Genomic DNA, 16,227 nt, shown 5'->3' with positions numbered 1-16,227 from the left:
AGGAGCATTCATATGAAATATATGGACGAAGAAATACATCTTACAGACCTTATCCCCGTGGAGACCCTCCAGAAGATACAGGACTCTTTCTCCAAAATGGCACGAATGGCGGCGCTCACCACCGATGAAAACGGCATTCCCATTACCGAAGGGTCGAATTTTTCCGAATTTTGTATGAACTACTGCCGAAGATCCCCTATAGGCAGGGCGAGATGCGAAAAATGCGACCGTGACGGAGCCGTAAAGGTCCTTGAGACGGGACAGCCCGTTTCATATTTCTGCCATGCCAATCTGGTGGATTTTGCCGCGCCCGTAATGCTTGGCGACTGTATGATAGGCAGCTTTATCGGCGGTCAGGTCCTTTCCGAGGAGCCCGATTACGATAAAATGCGCGAGATCGCAAAGGAGATCGGCGTTGACGAGGAGGGCTTTATCGAAGCCGCACGAAAGACCCAGATAGTCCCCCAGGCGGCTATCGAACGCTCCACTCAGTTTATTTATGAATTTGCAGGCGTAATTTCCGATATGGCGTACAAGTCCTATGAGACCATAAAGCTCAGCAGACAGGCAATGCAGGCGGCAGCGCAGAAATCCGACTTCCTTGCCAATATGAGCCATGAGATAAGAACGCCCATGAACGCCGTACTCGGTATGGCGGAAATGGCTCTGCGCGAGGATATGACTCCCCAGGCAAAGCAGTATGTGAGACAGATACGCTCATCGGGAAAAAATCTTCTTGTTATCATAAATGACATTCTTGATTTTTCAAAGATAGAATCGGGCAAGATGAATATCGTGGAGGTGGTCTACGAGCCCCTTTCCATCGTAAATGACCTTGCCAATATCGTTAATACCAGGATAGGCTCAAAGGAGCTTGAGTTTACGGTGGATTTCGACCCCAAGCTCCCCCACAAGCTCTACGGCGATAATATCAGAATACAGCAGATACTCCTCAATCTTCTGAACAATGCCGTTAAATTCACCGAGCGGGGCGAGGTGCATCTGTCCATAACCTTCTCCGAGATAGACAGCGACAATGTTATGCTGAAGGCTGTCATCAAGGATACGGGCATCGGCATCAAGAAGCAGGATATGGGAAAGCTTTTCCGGTCCTTCCAGCAGGTGGACAGCAAGCGAAACCGCAACATCGAGGGAACAGGTCTGGGACTCGCCATCTCGCAGCAGCTGCTCAGGCTTATGAACGGTTCCATATCCGTTGAAAGCGAGTATGAAAAGGGAAGCACCTTCTATGTGGAGCTGCCCCAGAAGATAATCAACACCGCCCCCTCCGTTCCCTGCCCCGACAGCAGCATAAAGGCGGCGCTCATAATAGAGAACGAGTATGTTTATGCTCAGGTATGCAGGGACCTTGACGCCCTTGGCATAGAGTACATAAACCTTGAGTATGAGGGCAGCCTTGACAGCATCACAAGCGGCTTTATCATTGCGGAAAAGCACCTTTTCAGCGACAGGATAAAGAAAACCGTAATGGACAATCCCGATGTGAAATGTCTTCTTATCGCCCCCTATGACAGCCCCTGCGATATAAACCAGCCCCGTGTGAAAATGCTCCATAAGCCTATATATTCTCTGGGACTTTATTCCGCACTGGGTCTGGGCGGAGATATCCTGCCCGAAAGTGAGTCGGAAAGCGACAATTTTGCATTTACCGCTCCCGACGCACACGTTCTTATCGTGGACGATAATCCTATCAACCTCACCGTTGCCTGCGGAATAATCGAGCCGCTGAAAATGCAGGTGGATACCGCAAACGGCGCTTCCGAGACCATTGAAAAGGTAAAGAAGCTGAAATATGACATCGTGTTTATGGACCATATGATGCCGGGCGTTGACGGCGTGGAGACCACCCATATCATCAGGCGGCTCATCGTGGGCTATGAAAATGTCCCCATCATCGCCCTTACAGCCAACGCCATAGGCGGCACCAAGGAAATGTTCATACAGGAGGGTATGAACGACTTTGTGGCAAAGCCTATCGAGGTAACGGATATCGTTGCCATGATAAGAAAATGGCTCCCTAAGGAAAAGATAATCCCTGCCGTGTCCGAAAAAGCGACGCAGCCTGCCGAAAGCAATGCAGCTCCCCTTGTTATCGAGGGGCTCAACACAAAGCAGGCGCTCTCCCTTCTTGGCAGCGAAAAGCTTTATATGCAGATACTCAAGGAGTATTATCTCTCCATCGACAAGCGTGCGGCAATAATAACAGGTGCCCTTGAAAAGAGCGATATCAAGGGATATACCATTGAGGTGCATTCCCTCAAAAGCACATCAAAGCAAATCGGCGCGGACGCTCTTGCAGAGCTTGCGGCAAGGCTTGAAAAGGCAGGAAACGAGCTTGACGTGGACCTTATCCTCGCAAAGACCAGCGACCTTATCGCCCATTTCCTGAGATACAAGGATATCCTGGCTCCCCTGTTCCCCGAGCTTTCGGGCAAGACCGAGGCTGCTGCGGCAGATCTCAGCGTAGTTTCTATGCTCCTTGACAGTATGAACGAGGCTCTTGAGGCAATGGACACTCTGGCGATGGACGAGGTGCTGGAAAAGATGTCCGAATACAGCTTTACTCCCGCCCAGACCCAGTGCTTTGAAAAGCTGAAAGCCTCGGCAGATGCCTGCGATACCGATATGTGCGGCATGGTGGTGGGCATATGGAGACAGATAGCCGCTTCGGAATGCAGGAAAACCACCTCCTCTGCCGATGAAGTCAGAGCGGTGCTCGATAAGATGCAGAGCGCCCTTGATGAATTCGATACCCTGCTTATTGACGAGGCGGTGGAGCAGATGGGCAGTATGCGCTTTGACAGCAGACAGACCGAGCTTTATCAGAAGCTCAGGAAGGCAGCGGAGGACTCGGATATCGACCTTTGCTGTAATATTGTTCTCGAGTGGAAAAAAATCTTATAATAAAAAATCTCTCTCCGTCTGATGTGGGGAGAGATTTTTTTGTCTCGGTTTTTCCGCAGAATTTCACAAAAAATACACATATCCGTGTTATAATATTATTACAGTAAATATGACCCGCAAAAATAAAGAGAAAGCAGGGATTATAATGGAAAAAAACAGGATACTCATCGTGGACGATGAAAAAAACATCAGAAACGTTATCAGCGAATACGCAAAATTTGACGGCTTCGAGACCGTTGAAGCCGCCGACGGAATGGAAGCGGTGGAGCTTTGCCGCAAGGAGGACTTCGACCTTATAATCATGGACATTATGATGCCCAAGCTTGACGGCTACTCCGCAGTCAAGGAAATACGCAAGACCAAGCAGACCCCCGTGATAATGCTCTCCGCCAGGGGCGAGGAATATGACAAGCTTTTCGGCTTTGAGATAGGCGTTGACGATTATGTGACAAAGCCCTTTTCCCCCAAGGAACTTCTTGCAAGGATAAGAGCGGTCATCAAGAGAAGCGCTCCCGCAGAGCCTGCCGACAGCAAGCAGACCCTTACCTTTGAGGGACTTGAGATAGATATGTCGGGCAGAGTGGTAAAGGTGGACGGCGTTCCCGCCGCACTTACGCCAAAGGAATACGACCTGCTTTTCTATCTTGTGCGCAACAAGGGCATTGCCCTCTCCCGCGAAAAGCTTCTCGAGGAGGTATGGGGATATGATTTCTACGGCGATGACCGCACTGTTGACACCCATATCAAAATGCTGAGAAATTCTCTGGGCGAATACCGCAAATTCATCATTACTCTGAGAGGAATGGGCTACAAGTTCGATGGCGGAAAGTAAAAAACAAGCTCTGAAAAAAAGTCTCCACAGTATCCGCTTCACGGTATGGATATACTTTGCCATTTTCATAATCAGTATCCTGATAATGATATGGATATCCTTCACCGTCTCGCTTGAAGCCACCTACCGCACGGAGAAGACCAGCGATATCACCTCTATCGCCAACTATATCCTCACCCAATGGGGAGAAGAGGGCTTTACTACCGACTCTCTTGACAGGATAGCCCACGATAACGACACCTGCGTGCTTATCCAGGACCGCTATGGGCTCAGCGTATATTCCTATGACATTATGGGAAAGAACTGCCTTCTCCACAGCACAGGCGCCTCTCTTGCCAAATACCGCAAGCTTGCCTATGAAAGCCCTACCGGGATATATTACGCCGAGGTAAAGAACTCCCGTTTCCAGAACAACACTCTTATTTTCTCAATGCTCATCGGCACCAAGGAGGACCCTATCGGCTATCTGCTGCTGAATACCTCCCTTGAGCCGCTGGAATCCACAGTGGATATCCTCCGCGTGCAGATGCTGCAGGTGAGCCTTGCGATGCTTGTGCTGGCATTCGGCATATCCATATTTCTGTCAAGCCTTGTGGCAACTCCTATCGTCCGCATCACCCGCTCCGCGGAGAAGCTGGCTCAGGGGGATTACAACGTTAAATTCAACGGCAGAGGCTACACCGAGACCGAGCAGCTGGCGGACACCCTTAACTATGCCTCCAACGAGATAACCAAGATAGACACCATGCGCCGGGACCTGATGGCGAACATCTCCCACGACCTGCGCACACCCCTTACAATGGTGAAGGCGTATGCGGAAATGATACGGGACCTTTCGGGAGACGACCCCGTAAAGCGTGACGAGCATCTGGGAATAATCATCGAGGAAAGCGACCGCCTGGCAGCACTGGTAAACGACATTATGGACCTTACCAAGCTGGAAAACGGCAGCGCCGAGCTTAACAAGGAGCCCTTCTGTGTGGGCAGCAGGCTCAAAGAGATAATGACCAGATACACCCTTCTTTCCGAGCGCGACGGCTACAAATTTTACGTCAGCGCCGACGAGGAAGCCTGGGGAGAAGCAGACCTTATCAAATTTGACCAGATAATCTACAACCTTGTAAACAATGCCGTAAACTATTCGGGAGAGGACAAGTCCATTTATATTATGGAAATATGCACTCCCAAGACCATTCAGATATCCGTTACCGACACGGGCGCAGGCATCGACAAGGAGCTTATGCCCCTTATCTTCGACCGCTACTACCGTGCCGAGAAGCACAAGCGCGAGGTCATCGGAACGGGCTTAGGACTTTCCATAGTAAAGCAGATATTCATTCTCCACGGCTTCAAATTCGGAGTAAAATCCGAGGAGGGCGTGGGCAGCACCTTCTGGTTCGAGATGGACAGAGTGAAGAGACCCGAGGACGAATAAACAAAGAAATGCCCGCCAGCCGCAGTTTCCTGCGGCTGGCGGGCTCAATATTTATAGCTTATTCGCTTTCTTCTTCGGTCTCTACAGCAGTTTCTTCCTGCTCGGTTTCGCTCTCGGCTTCGGTCTCTTGGGCTTCGCTCTCGCCCGCTTCCGTTACCGTCTCATCTTCCTCGGAGAGCTTGTCTGCAAGCTTGTCAAGCTTGCCCTTTACGTCCTCAATGGTGTTGAAGATGGGGTATTCAATGGAGAAATAGGTGTAGCTCCAGCTTCCGTCCGCTATATCGTACACAAGCTGACCGTTTTCCTCGGCAAGATTTTTCGCCTCGTCAAAGTAGACCTCGCCGTTTATTATCATCTTGGTGCCGCTCCACTCGCACTCGAACTCCACAGGCTTTGGAGCCTGCTTTACAAGCTTTTTGATGGTGGTGTCCATCTTGATAAAGCCCTTGTCCACATCAAGCGTGTTGGGCTGGACATATACGCAGAGCTTTCCGGTGGACTTGTTCTGAACGTCGAGAACATAGTACCTGAACGCACCCGAGGGGGAAACGCCCCTTTCGATAAGGGTATCGGTCGTTGTGACCCTGAACACGTTCATAACAAGGAAGAAGGCAATTCCGCCAAGTATGTACATCAGCAGGAATATGGTACCGAATATGGTTTTCGCGGTTTCGTTCATATGACAGCAGAAGAAGCCGAACAGCGTTACTGCCGCCGCAGGCAGTAAGAGTGGCCAGTTTCCCCAGTCGAGCAGCAGCAAGGGGAAGAACAGTACCATATTCACCATACCGTAAATGCAGGTAAGAGGCGACCGCCTTGTGTAGAGAAACAGCAGGCACATCAGAGCGGAGAACACCGCGCCCACTATTGCAAATTCCTTTTGGCTCACGTACTCGATATCGTAGAAAAATACGTTATAATCGAAATATGCCAGCACGATGGAATAAGCGACTCCCAGAATGCTCACTCCGATACGGAACCATTTATTGGTAACTACCGTCATAAATTTACTCATAAAGATTTTGCTCCATTCGTTTTATTGTCGGATAAGCCCATACTATCATTATAGCATATAAATGGAAAAAATCAACAACAATACGGTTACAATTCGGGGTGAATTTGATATCAATCCAAAGCGCCCCAAACAACGTTCTGGAGCCGTCTTGTAAAATCGGTGCAGCCTGTGTACGCCTGCTGAACGAAATAGAGGAAAGCAAGGTCTTCCTTGGGGTCAATGCAGAAATAGCAGCCCAGCATACCGTCCCAGCCGTATTCTCCCACAGAGCCGTTAATGCCTGCGGCGGCAGGACTCTGAAGCACGCGCATAAAATTGCCGTAGCCCTGTCCCAGCATACTGTCCCACTCAAGGGAGGCTCTCTGCATATCGGTCAGGCAGTCGCTTGCCATAAGCTCAACGGTCTTTCTGCCCAGTATCCGCACGCCGCCCAAGGACCCTCTGCCCATCAGCATTTTGACGAATTTGGAGTAATCCTCAATTGTGGAAACAAGTCCCGCTCCGCCCGACTCAAATGCGGGGGGCGTTTTGTAATCGGTAATGCAAAGGTCGTGATTTGTATAGACTGCATTGCCCTCGGGTGTCTGAACATAGGGGGTGGCAAGGCGGTGATATTTCTCCTCGGGAATGTAAAAGCCCGTGTCGTTCATACCGAGAGGCTCGAAAAATTCCTTTTTAAGGAACTCGCTGTACTTCATTCCGCTCACTGTCTCAATGACCGCAGCCATAACATCGGCAGAAGCGCCGTATTCCCATTTAGCGCCGGGAGTGAACGCCAGAGGGACCTTGCCCATTTCAAGGACGAGATCACGTGTGGACAACTGCTTGCCGCCCTTTTCGTATGCGTCGGACTGCCTGCCCCATACCTCGCCCATTTTCATACCCGAGGGAGTGCCGCCGGGATAGGAAATGCCCGAGGTCATTGTGAGCAGGTCGCCGAGAGTTATGTCCCTGTCCGCAGGACGAAGCCCATTTTCATCAAGCACCTGCGGGTTTTCGAATGTGGGCAGGAACCATTTCAGCGGATAGCGAAGCTCAATTTTGCCTCTTTCAAGCAGGAGCATTGCGGCAGCGGCGGTTATGGGCTTTGTAAGGGAAAAAAGGCGGAAAAGGTTATCCCCGTCCATTTTCTTTCCGCTTGCCCTGTCGGCGTATCCGAAGTGATCTTGGTAAACCGTTTCGCCCTTATGGATAACCATAACGCTGCCGCCTGCAATGCTGTCCTTTTCGACGGCTTCGTTCATAAGGGTGTTTATGTATCTGAGATTTTCAAACATTTTTTGGCGCTCCTTTTTTATGAGAGTTTTAATTACGGCAAAAGCCTTCTTGCCATTGATTTTGTCCGATAGTCCAGCTGCTGACCGTCCATTCCGTTCTTTTATAATTATTTTTCAACAGCTCAAGTTCTGCTTCAGCTTGATCTTGGGTAATATAGCATTGACTTTCAATAATATTTATCTCATCAAGGTTTTCGTTGATATCATATCCTTGAATAAATAAAATTTGATTTGAACTTGTATTCTCAAATTCACCTGCGACCTCCTTTGGTATAATACGATAAGTGCAGGGAAAATCACAAAAGCCTGTCACGTTGTTAAGATAATACTCAGCCACTTCTGCTGCTTGAGCTGCGGTTTCGTAAAAGCCAATATAAAAATCTTCCGAGTAACTGTCATAAGATTTCTCTGTATCTGATAAAATCAATAAATAAAGCATTGGTCATCTCCTGTTCGGGCACAGTAATAGCCATATTCTAAAAAAAGGGGGCGGAAAATACGCTTCCGCCCCGAAAATTGCAAATCTACCGTATCTGTCATTACCCATCAAAAAGAATAATGAATAAAGAATAAAATATAAATAATAAAGTCGGGGAGCTGCGTTATCTCTCAATTACCTGCTCTCTGTCGGGACCCACGCCTACCATGCTGATAGGACACTCGCAAAGCTCCTCAAGACGAGCGATATACTTGCGGCATATCTCGGGAAGCTCCTCGAATTTTCTGCACTCGGAAATATCCTCGTTAAAGCCGGGGAATTCCTCGTAAACAGGCTCGCAGCCCTCAAGACCCTCAAGGGTGGGAGGGAAATCCCTGATAACAGAGCCGTCGGGCTTCTTGTATGCAACGCAGATCTTGAGAGTATCAAGTCCCGCAAGAGTGTCAAGCTTGTTGATGACCAGAGAGGAAAGACCGTTTACTCTTACAGCATGACGAACGATAACAGAGTCGAACCAGCCTGTTCTTCTGGGTCTGCCCGTAATTGTTCCGAACTCGCCGCCCTTGTTGCGGATATAATCGCCCGTTTCATCGTTAAGCTCGGTGGGGAAGGGACCCTTGCCAACTCTTGTGGTGTAAGCCTTGGCAACGCCGTAGATGCCGTCAATTACCATAGGACCAACGCCCGAGCCTGTGCATACGCCTGCGGACAGGGGGTGAGAAGAAGTAACATAGGGATATGTTCCGAAGTCGATGTCAAGGAGAGTTGCCTGTGCGCCCTCGAAAAGAATGGTCTTGCCTGCCTTCTTAGCCTCATAGGTAAGAACGGAAACATCGTCCATAAACCTTGCAAGGCGCTGTCCGTAGCCGATATATTCCTCGATAACCTTGTCAAGGTCGATAGCCTCGCCGCCGTATACCTTTGTGATGATGGCGTTTTTCAGCTCGCCCACGCTCTTTGCCTTTTCTCTGAAAATGTCGGGGTGAACGAGGTCATAGAAGCGCAGACCGCTTCTCTCGTACTTGTCCATATAAGTGGGACCGATACCTCTGTGAGTGGTGCCGATGTCCTTGTTTCCTCTGAACTGCTCGGAAAGACCGTCAAGAGCGATATGCCAGGGCATAATGATATGTGCTCTGGGGTCAATTTTCAGATTGTCAAAGGAAATTCCTCTTGCGGAAAGGGAGTCTATCTCGCCCAGCAGATCCTTGGGGTCGAGAACCACGCCTGCGCCGATAAGGCAGAGGGTGTCTTTATAGAGAATACCCGAGGGGATAAGATGGAGCTTGTAGGTCTCGCCGCCGCTGGCAACGGTATGACCTGCGTTGTTTCCGCCCTGAGCGCGGACAACAACATCAGCACGGGAAGCAAGGATATCTATGACCTTACCCTTGCCCTCGTCGCCCCACTGGGTGCCGATAACGATATTTGCAGACATTTAAATTCCTCATTTCAAGATAATAATTTCTTTGCCTCGGCAATACGCCGCATTACAGTACCATTATAGCAGACTTTTCCCTTTATGTCAATAATTTTGCAGCCTCACGTCTGTCATTTTTTGCGAATTTTTCAAAGCCTGTCTTTTTTAAGCCCTGTCTGCATATATATGAAGTATCAGCTGCCCCGAGGGGTAAATTTATTATATGGAGTTGCGTAAATTATGAGCAGAGAATATTCAGACGGACGTGATAACGGCAGAAAAAAGGGCAAGGGCATATTCCTCGCCATAGTTTTCATAATTCTGGGGGGACTTGCCTGGTTCGTGCTGACCGCGAAGGACGAGGCGGAGACCGAGAAGCAGTTCACCTTCGAGTGCAATGCGGAAAGGGTGGAGTTTTTAAACAAATGCGGACTGATCGTGGAGCCCGACCCCGAAAGCAGGGACATCGAGATTCCTGCCCAGTTCAACGCCTCGTATAACGAGTACAATGAGCTGCAGAAGTCCCAGGGCTTCGACCTTCTTCCCTACTCGGGAAAAAAGGTGACCATGTACACCTACAAAATTCTCAATTACCCCGACTTTCCCGATAATGTGACGGTAAATCTCCTTTTCGACGATCATCTTATGATAGGTGCGGACATTACCTATAACGACGCTGAAAACGGTTTTACCAAGCCTCTTATCGGGGAAACCATACAGTCGGGGCTGAGTATGGCTGTGACCGAAAAGTGACAGGGCATAAAAACGCCTCCGAAAACAGACAGGCAGACAGAAATTTGCCTGTCTGTTTTTTCTCTTGCAAAGCGGTGAAAAACGTGATATAATATAATTGACACCAAATGACAAGGAGGAAAAGTCCCATGGCAAGAGATGTAATTTCCGCAAAGCTGGATATAATATTCAAGAAGCTGTTCACGGAAAACGAGGATATGCTGTATTCCTTTGTGGCGAGTATGCTTGACATTCCTCAGGAGAGCATATCGGAGATAAAGATAACAAATCCCGAGCTGCCGCCCGAAACTCTGTCGGGCAAGTTCAGCCGCCTTGATCTGAGCCTTAAAGTGGACGACCGCCTTGTAAATGTGGAGATACAGGTGAAAAACGATACGGATTACCGTGACAGAACGCTTTTTTACTGGGCAAAGCTGTACTCGTCGGAGCTGAAAAGCGGCGAGGACTACAGCGAGCTGAAACAGACCATAACCATAAATATCATAAATTTCAATATGTTTTCGGGAAGTGATTACCACACCGAGGTCGCCGCAATGATAAAGGGTACGGACGAGGTGTTTTCCGACAAATTCGGCATACATTTCTTTGAGCTGAAAAAGGTCGGAAAGAAGCCGGATCCCGAAAACAGCCGTGAACTGTGGCTGCAGTTTATAAATGCCGACAGTGAGGAGGAATTAGAGATGATAAGTCAGACCAATGTTCCCATTATGCAGAAAGCCGTAAATGTTATCTATGATATGTCCGAGGACACAAAGATAAGAGAAATTGCCCGCCTGCGTGAAAAAGCCCTCCACGATGAAGCTTCCGCTCTGAAGAATGCCAAAGCCGAGGGAAGAGCGGAGGGAAGAGCCGAAGAGCGAAACTCGGCTATCTGTAAGATGAAAGCCTTAGGATTTACCGATGAACAAATCAGAGCGATCTATTCCGATTTGAGGTAATGCAGTATAACTAAATAGTATATGACGGGGCAGCTGTAGGACCGTGTAGCTGCCCCGTCATTATTATTATACGGTATCAGTTCAAAGGATAATTTTTCAGATCGGGCAGCTCGTCCAGAGTAAGCACCCTCTCGTGATTATACGCCTTTGTAAGAAGCTCTATGGTGGTGTACTCATCGTTTATCACAACGCCCAGCTTCATAGTAAAGGGGTCGCTCCAGGTGCCCCAGAAGAGCCACCTTGCATTGTCGTTCATCACCTTGTCGGGGTCCATAACGCAGCCGTTTTCGGTAAGAGCGATAAGCTTGGTCTTTTCGCCGTAATTTGCCGCCATATCCGCAAAGCGTCCGCTCTGTGAGGTGTCAACGTGATTTCCTGCGTAAATATCCCAGCCGTTGATGTCAACCGTCTCGTCCCCGGGATACCATTCGGGATCCTGACCGTTCCAGACCCATATAAGATTTGTAAGGCCATGCTCGTTTGTCATCTTGTCGTACATCACATTCCAAAGCTTCTTGTAGCTCTCAGCTTCGCAGTCGCCCCACCAGAACCAGCCGCCCGAAGCCTCGTGAAGAGGTCTCCACAGAACGGGAACGCCCGCGTCTCTCAGACGCGCAAGCTGCTCGGACATATTGTCAATATCGTCCATAAGGAGCTGATATCCCTTTTCATCCTCGCCGTTCATTATCTTGTCCAGGTCGAGCTTTGAAGCTTCCTTGTAGAAGGAGCTGTACCAGGGGTGATCGCCGCTGTTGACCGCATATTCCTCGGGGGAAGTCCAGTGCCAGCAAAGCTGAACTATTCCTCCTGCATTCTTGTACCAGTCATAAGCGTATTCCACCGATCTTGACTCAGTGCCGTGAGCCTTGCTGCCCAGACTGTAGTTGCCCATTTCAAGCCCAAGCACCGCAAAGGACTTGCCTGTTTTTGCGGTTATCTTTTCAAATTCTGAGGACTCTCTTCCCTTTTCGGCATACTGACCTGCGAGGGAGTATTTTCCGTAAACATCGCAGAGGAATTTGTAAAGCCTCTGTGCATTTTCGTCCGCATTGGGATTGCAAAGGGGAGCAGTTACCTTGTATGTATCCTCGGTAACGGGCTTTGCCGCCGCGGAGATAATTACACAGTCAATGTCGATATAGCCCCAGCTGGGGGTGATGGAAATATTGTGAGTGCCTGCTTCGAGGTAGATGTTGTCAAGGGGGGTATCTCCGAAAAGCTCGGTGGAATAGGTGGTGATATCGCCTATCTTCATTCCGTCCAGAAGAACGTTGTTCACTCTGCCTTTTCCGCCCTTGGTCTGAAAATTAAGGTCATAGAAGCCGCTGTAGGGGATATCGGCGGTCATCCTGACCTCGTCGCCTTCCTGATTAACGCCGTTAACATAGCCGCCGCCCGATGCCTCAGGCAGATCTACGGTAACAGCGGAGCCTGAAAGCACTCCGCCTTCTGCCTCAACAGTCAGCGTAAAATCGGCAGGCACCTCGGAAGGGGTGAGAGGATAGTCGGAGAGGTCAAGGCTATCATTAAATTCCGTCCTTATTTCCCCGAAAACAGCGTTGATGCCGTCATCTGTTCTTTCCTCAATTTCCGTCATAACTTCACCTTCTTTGCTTTCTGCAGCCTGCGCTTCATTTGAAACGGCTTCCGAGCCGTTTCCAACGCCGCTCTGAGCGTTCTTGTCACCGCAGGCGGAAAATACCGACGCGGTCATTGCAAGGGCGCATATCCCTGCGGCAATTTTTCTTATTTTATGGGACATCAGCTTAGTTCCTTTCAAAATATACTTTTCCGTTTATCATAGTCATAAGCACATCTGTCTGTATCTCAAAGGGGTCGCCGCTCAGAAGGATAAGGTCTGCATCCTTTCCCACAGCAATCGATCCTGTCCTGTCACCGAAGCCTCCAAGCTCGGCGGCAGTAATGGTAATGGCTTTCACAGCCTCTTCCTTCGGCAGACCGTACTTGTGACAGTATGCCGCACCTGCGGTGAGGAAATTTATGGGATTTTCGGGGTGGTCGGTGCATATTGCCACCTTTACTCCTGCCCTGTAAAGCTTTGCGGCATTCTCAAGAGAAGCATTTGCAAGCTCGGGCTTTCCTCTGTCGCAGATTATGGGTCCTACCACAGCCTTTGCGCCCTTTTCCCCTAAAATATCCGCAATAAGATGCCCCTCGGTGCAGTGGACAAGCAGCGGCTCAAGCCCGAATTCGCCGCAAATTCTCAGAGCGGTCATTATATCGTCCGCCCTGTGGCAGTGAAAATGAGCTTTAAGCTCTCCTCTCAGCAAGGGCAATAGGGCTTCGCATTTTATGTCATAATCGGGTCTGTCCTCAGGCTCCTCCGCCCGTTCAAGCAGTTCCCCATAGCGTTTAGCCTTCTCGAGAGCCTCTCTTATAAGAGCGGCAGTCGCCATTCTGGTCTGAGGCGCCTCGTCCCGTTCGGTGTAGTAGGATTTGGGATTTTCCCCCAGGGCAAATTTTATCCCCGACCGCATGATGACAGCCTCGTCCAGACAGCGTGCAGAAGTCTTGAGCGCCAGCATATCGCCGCCTATGGGATTAAGGGAGCCCACTCCCGTCACCACCGAGGTAACTCCTGCCCTCACAGCGTCAGCAAAATAGCCGTCACGGAAATTTATTCCGTCCACGGAGCGCAGCTGGGGCATAACAGGGTCGCTGCCCTCGTTTACGTCAATTCCCTCATCGCTGGCACCGTCTCCGATAAAGCCCATATGGGTGTGGATATCGATAAATCCGGGCATAAGGATATTTCCCGCCCCGTCAATATCTCCCGGGGATATTTTTTCGGGACGACCCTCGGAGACCTCTGTTATCTTACCGTCCTCCACCCGTACAAATCCAAGGGGGATACGGGAAATCTCCCCCTCCATCGTGATGATCTCTGCATTATAGATGTACATAAATCCAAATATCCCCGCTTATCAGCCCAGACCGCACTCGTCGTAGTCCTTCCAGCGCTCGTTGTAGTTGTAGTTGCTTACCATTCTGTATGCGATGTAGCCTGCGGAGACAAGAAAGAGGAAAAGAGCAGCCACAATGGGCACGGCGGTGCGTATCATATCCCTTGTATCGGGGGCGTTTCTTGTATCACGGCGATGCATTTCGTTTTTCATAATATCGTTCCTTTCATCGCTCAGACATATCTGCCGAAGCTTTTCTTCGGGCAGCTGCACTATAATAATAGTATGTCTGAGACGGCTTCTAAGCTTAACAATACTATTATATACTTTTCAGACAGATTTTTCAAGTGCGGCAAAAGGTTTCAAACGTTTAAAAGCTGAAATTGTATCGTTATCGGAATAATTTTGGTTATATGCACAATGTATTGGCGATTTGTATGTGCATTATCACAATATAACCCCATTGAAATGTAAGTTTGTCACCGATAAATATGTATATATAATTTCAAATGTCTACAATAAAGGTTATACTTTTTGTAAAAAAGCCCCTGTTTTAAGGTGAAAAAAGCAATTTTGTCTAAATGCCCAAAAATTACAGCGCATTTGTTCCAAACAACTGAAATACGCCCCCGAAATCGCATTTTTTATGAATACAATCAACATTTTGTGGTCATCTTGCACAAAAACGCCCAATTTTTTTTCTTTGACACAAAAAAGAAATTACGGTATAATTACAAGTACATTCCGATTTGTAACCGTTTTGAAACCTTTTGAAATAATTTGGGTCAAAGGGGAAGCAAAGATCGGAAGTATGGTTAAACTTTCCGTAATATTCGGCAAGTATAAAGGTGGTAATACAAAAAACGACGGCAGAGGGATATAAAAAATAAAGCCGTCAGGGAGATTTTTTATGATGAATAAGATCAAAGAGATATTTTCCCATAAGCTAAAGCTTTCGGGAATAAGAGGCTGTATGGCAGCAGGAGCAATGACCGCAGGAATTGCGGCGCTTGCAGTCATCGGCGGAGTAAATTCGGAGGATATATCCACAGTAAGCCTTGAAACGGACGTTATCTCCGAGGAGACAGTAGCTGCAGAAACCGAAAAGAGGACCTATTCCCACGATATGGAATATTTCTCTTCAGAGGATATGAAGGAAATGAACTCCAAGGCTGAGGAGGGCCCCGAGACCGAAGAAGCAGCCGAAGCTGCCGTACCCGATAATGCCGAAGAAGAGACAGCTGACGAGAGCCCCGATAACGAGGAGCCTGAGCAGTCCGAGGAGACATACGAGATCCCCGAGGAAGAGGAAACAGAGGAAGCTGTTCCCGAGGAGAATGAAGAAGCATACTCCGATGAAGCTGACGAGACCGTTCCCGAAGAAGAAATATCCGAGGATATCCCCGAAGATACATATGATATCCCCGAGGATACAGATAATATCAGCGAGGTTGCAGAGGATGCAGAGCCCGAGCAGGAGAACGGCAGGAGCGTTTCCGCCCGTCTCTCAGCTGCAGGCGGAGAAGATGACAACAGCGGTCTTTCCTCCGCACTGGACCTTGAAACAGAGGACAGCGCCGAGGCTGACGACGCTGCGGACGAAGTAATAATAGTATATGACAGATCCGCTCCCAAAGCCGGATCCGCAGAAGAGGCTGACGTTAATGAGGACGCTTCTGCCGATGAGGATATAAGCGATATCCCCGAGGATATCACCCTTGAAGATGAAGATGAGCAGGAAGAAGCCGAGAAGCCCGCTTCTGGACCCCAGGAGGGTGCGATCTCCCTCTTTGATCTTCCCGAATGGCTGGAATTTGACGAAAACGGCATTCCCACCGAATATGTAAAGGTACTTACAGGCAATGCCTGCGCATATACCGCGGATCCCGACGCTCTTATGTCCACAGGCAAGGCAGTGTTCCAGGGCTATGTTGCGGTTGACCCCGACATTATCCCTTACGGCACCGAGCTTTACATAGTTGCCGAGGACGGCGAGGTTTACGGCTATGCAATTGCCGCAGACACAGGCTATTCCGTCCGCAAGGGACACATCATCGTTGACCTCTTTATGAACGAGTATGACGACTGCATTCAGTGGGGCAACAAGCCTGTTTACGTTTACGTGCTGAAATAATTATTGATAGTTCACCCTGCCGTATGAATGTGCGGCAGGGTTTTCTGATTTTCAAACGTGCTGAAAAATGCAAACGGTCGGACTAATACTAATAACCAATTAACCTATGGACAAAATACGGCGGCTATAATACGC

13 protein-coding genes are annotated in these 16,227 nt (G+C 49.0%); 6 read left to right on the top strand and 7 right to left on the bottom strand.

Translation table 11 applies throughout. The features are described 5' to 3' along the window. The first annotated feature begins 12 nt into the window (after window positions 1–12). The 3 genes from ACI4J0_RS07095 to ACI4J0_RS07085 all read left to right on the top strand — a co-directional run bounded on the left by ACI4J0_RS07095 (window position 13) and on the right by ACI4J0_RS07085 (window position 5,192). Window positions 13–2,925 carry a PocR ligand-binding domain-containing protein gene (locus ACI4J0_RS07095; RefSeq protein WP_439765118.1) on the top strand — a complete coding sequence of 971 codons (2,913 nt, stop codon included), beginning with the start codon at window positions 13–15 and terminating at the stop codon, window positions 2,923–2,925. Window positions 2,926–3,070: 145 nt separating this feature from the next. Continuing rightward, the gene (locus ACI4J0_RS07090; RefSeq protein ID WP_439765117.1) at window positions 3,071–3,757 is read left to right on the top strand and encodes a response regulator transcription factor; all 687 of its coding nucleotides are present in this window, start codon (window positions 3,071–3,073) and stop codon (window positions 3,755–3,757) included. Next, the gene (locus tag ACI4J0_RS07085; protein ID WP_439765116.1) at window positions 3,744–5,192 is read left to right on the top strand and encodes a sensor histidine kinase; all 1,449 of its coding nucleotides are present in this window, start codon (window positions 3,744–3,746) and stop codon (window positions 5,190–5,192) included. The genes ACI4J0_RS07090 and ACI4J0_RS07085 overlap by 14 nt, the downstream gene beginning before the upstream one ends. 58 nt (window positions 5,193–5,250) lie before the next feature. On the opposite strand, the gene ACI4J0_RS07080 is transcribed toward ACI4J0_RS07085, so the two are convergent. The 4 genes from ACI4J0_RS07080 to ACI4J0_RS07065 form a co-directional block, all read right to left on the bottom strand. Further along, window positions 5,251–6,207: a hypothetical protein gene (locus ACI4J0_RS07080; protein ID WP_439765115.1), complete on the bottom strand. Its 957-nt coding sequence runs from the start codon at window positions 6,205–6,207 to the stop codon at window positions 5,251–5,253. A gap of 110 nt (window positions 6,208–6,317) precedes the next feature. Beyond that, the gene (locus ACI4J0_RS07075) at window positions 6,318–7,484 is read right to left on the bottom strand and encodes a serine hydrolase domain-containing protein (RefSeq protein WP_439765114.1); all 1,167 of its coding nucleotides are present in this window, start codon (window positions 7,482–7,484) and stop codon (window positions 6,318–6,320) included. A gap of 28 nt (window positions 7,485–7,512) precedes the next feature. Continuing rightward, window positions 7,513–7,923 carry a hypothetical protein gene (locus tag ACI4J0_RS07070; RefSeq protein ID WP_439765113.1) on the bottom strand — a complete coding sequence of 137 codons (411 nt, stop codon included), beginning with the start codon at window positions 7,921–7,923 and terminating at the stop codon, window positions 7,513–7,515. 163 nt (window positions 7,924–8,086) lie between these two features. Continuing rightward, window positions 8,087–9,361, bottom strand: a complete 1,275-nt coding sequence (locus ACI4J0_RS07065; RefSeq protein WP_439765112.1) for an adenylosuccinate synthase — start codon at window positions 9,359–9,361, stop codon at window positions 8,087–8,089. 222 nt (window positions 9,362–9,583) lie between these two features. Here ACI4J0_RS07065 and ACI4J0_RS07060 point away from each other — a divergent pair, with 222 nt between their 5' ends. After that, entirely contained in the window at window positions 9,584–10,096 is a 513-nt protein-coding gene (locus ACI4J0_RS07060) for a DUF4830 domain-containing protein (RefSeq protein WP_439765111.1), read from the top strand. A 128-nt stretch (window positions 10,097–10,224) separates the two neighbouring features. Further along, window positions 10,225–11,034 carry an Rpn family recombination-promoting nuclease/putative transposase gene (locus ACI4J0_RS07055; RefSeq protein ID WP_439765110.1) on the top strand — a complete coding sequence of 270 codons (810 nt, stop codon included), beginning with the start codon at window positions 10,225–10,227 and terminating at the stop codon, window positions 11,032–11,034. Between the two features lie 76 nt (window positions 11,035–11,110). Here ACI4J0_RS07055 and ACI4J0_RS07050 read toward each other — a convergent pair whose 3' ends face one another. The 3 genes from ACI4J0_RS07050 to ACI4J0_RS07040 are packed head-to-tail and all read right to left on the bottom strand — an operon-like array spanning window position 11,111 to window position 14,171. Further along, a complete protein-coding gene (locus ACI4J0_RS07050; protein WP_439765109.1) occupies window positions 11,111–12,796 on the bottom strand; it encodes a glycosyl hydrolase in 1,686 nt (561 codons plus the stop codon). 4 nt (window positions 12,797–12,800) lie between these two features. Next, entirely contained in the window at window positions 12,801–13,958 is a 1,158-nt protein-coding gene (locus ACI4J0_RS07045; protein WP_439765108.1) for an amidohydrolase, read from the bottom strand. Window positions 13,959–13,979: 21 nt separating this feature from the next. Further along, window positions 13,980–14,171, bottom strand: a complete 192-nt coding sequence (locus ACI4J0_RS07040) for a hypothetical protein (protein ID WP_439765107.1) — start codon at window positions 14,169–14,171, stop codon at window positions 13,980–13,982. A 697-nt stretch (window positions 14,172–14,868) separates the two neighbouring features. Here ACI4J0_RS07040 and ACI4J0_RS07035 point away from each other — a divergent pair. After that, window positions 14,869–16,092, top strand: a complete 1,224-nt coding sequence (locus ACI4J0_RS07035; protein ID WP_439765106.1) for a 3D domain-containing protein — start codon at window positions 14,869–14,871, stop codon at window positions 16,090–16,092. The last annotated feature ends 135 nt before the right edge of the window (window positions 16,093–16,227 follow it).

The organism is Huintestinicola sp., from assembly GCF_051882455.1.
Classification (GTDB): domain Bacteria; phylum Bacillota; class Clostridia; order Oscillospirales; family Ruminococcaceae; genus Huintestinicola.
Note: the sequence above shows the minus strand (reverse complement) of the source record. Positions and strands in the feature narration are given on the sequence as shown.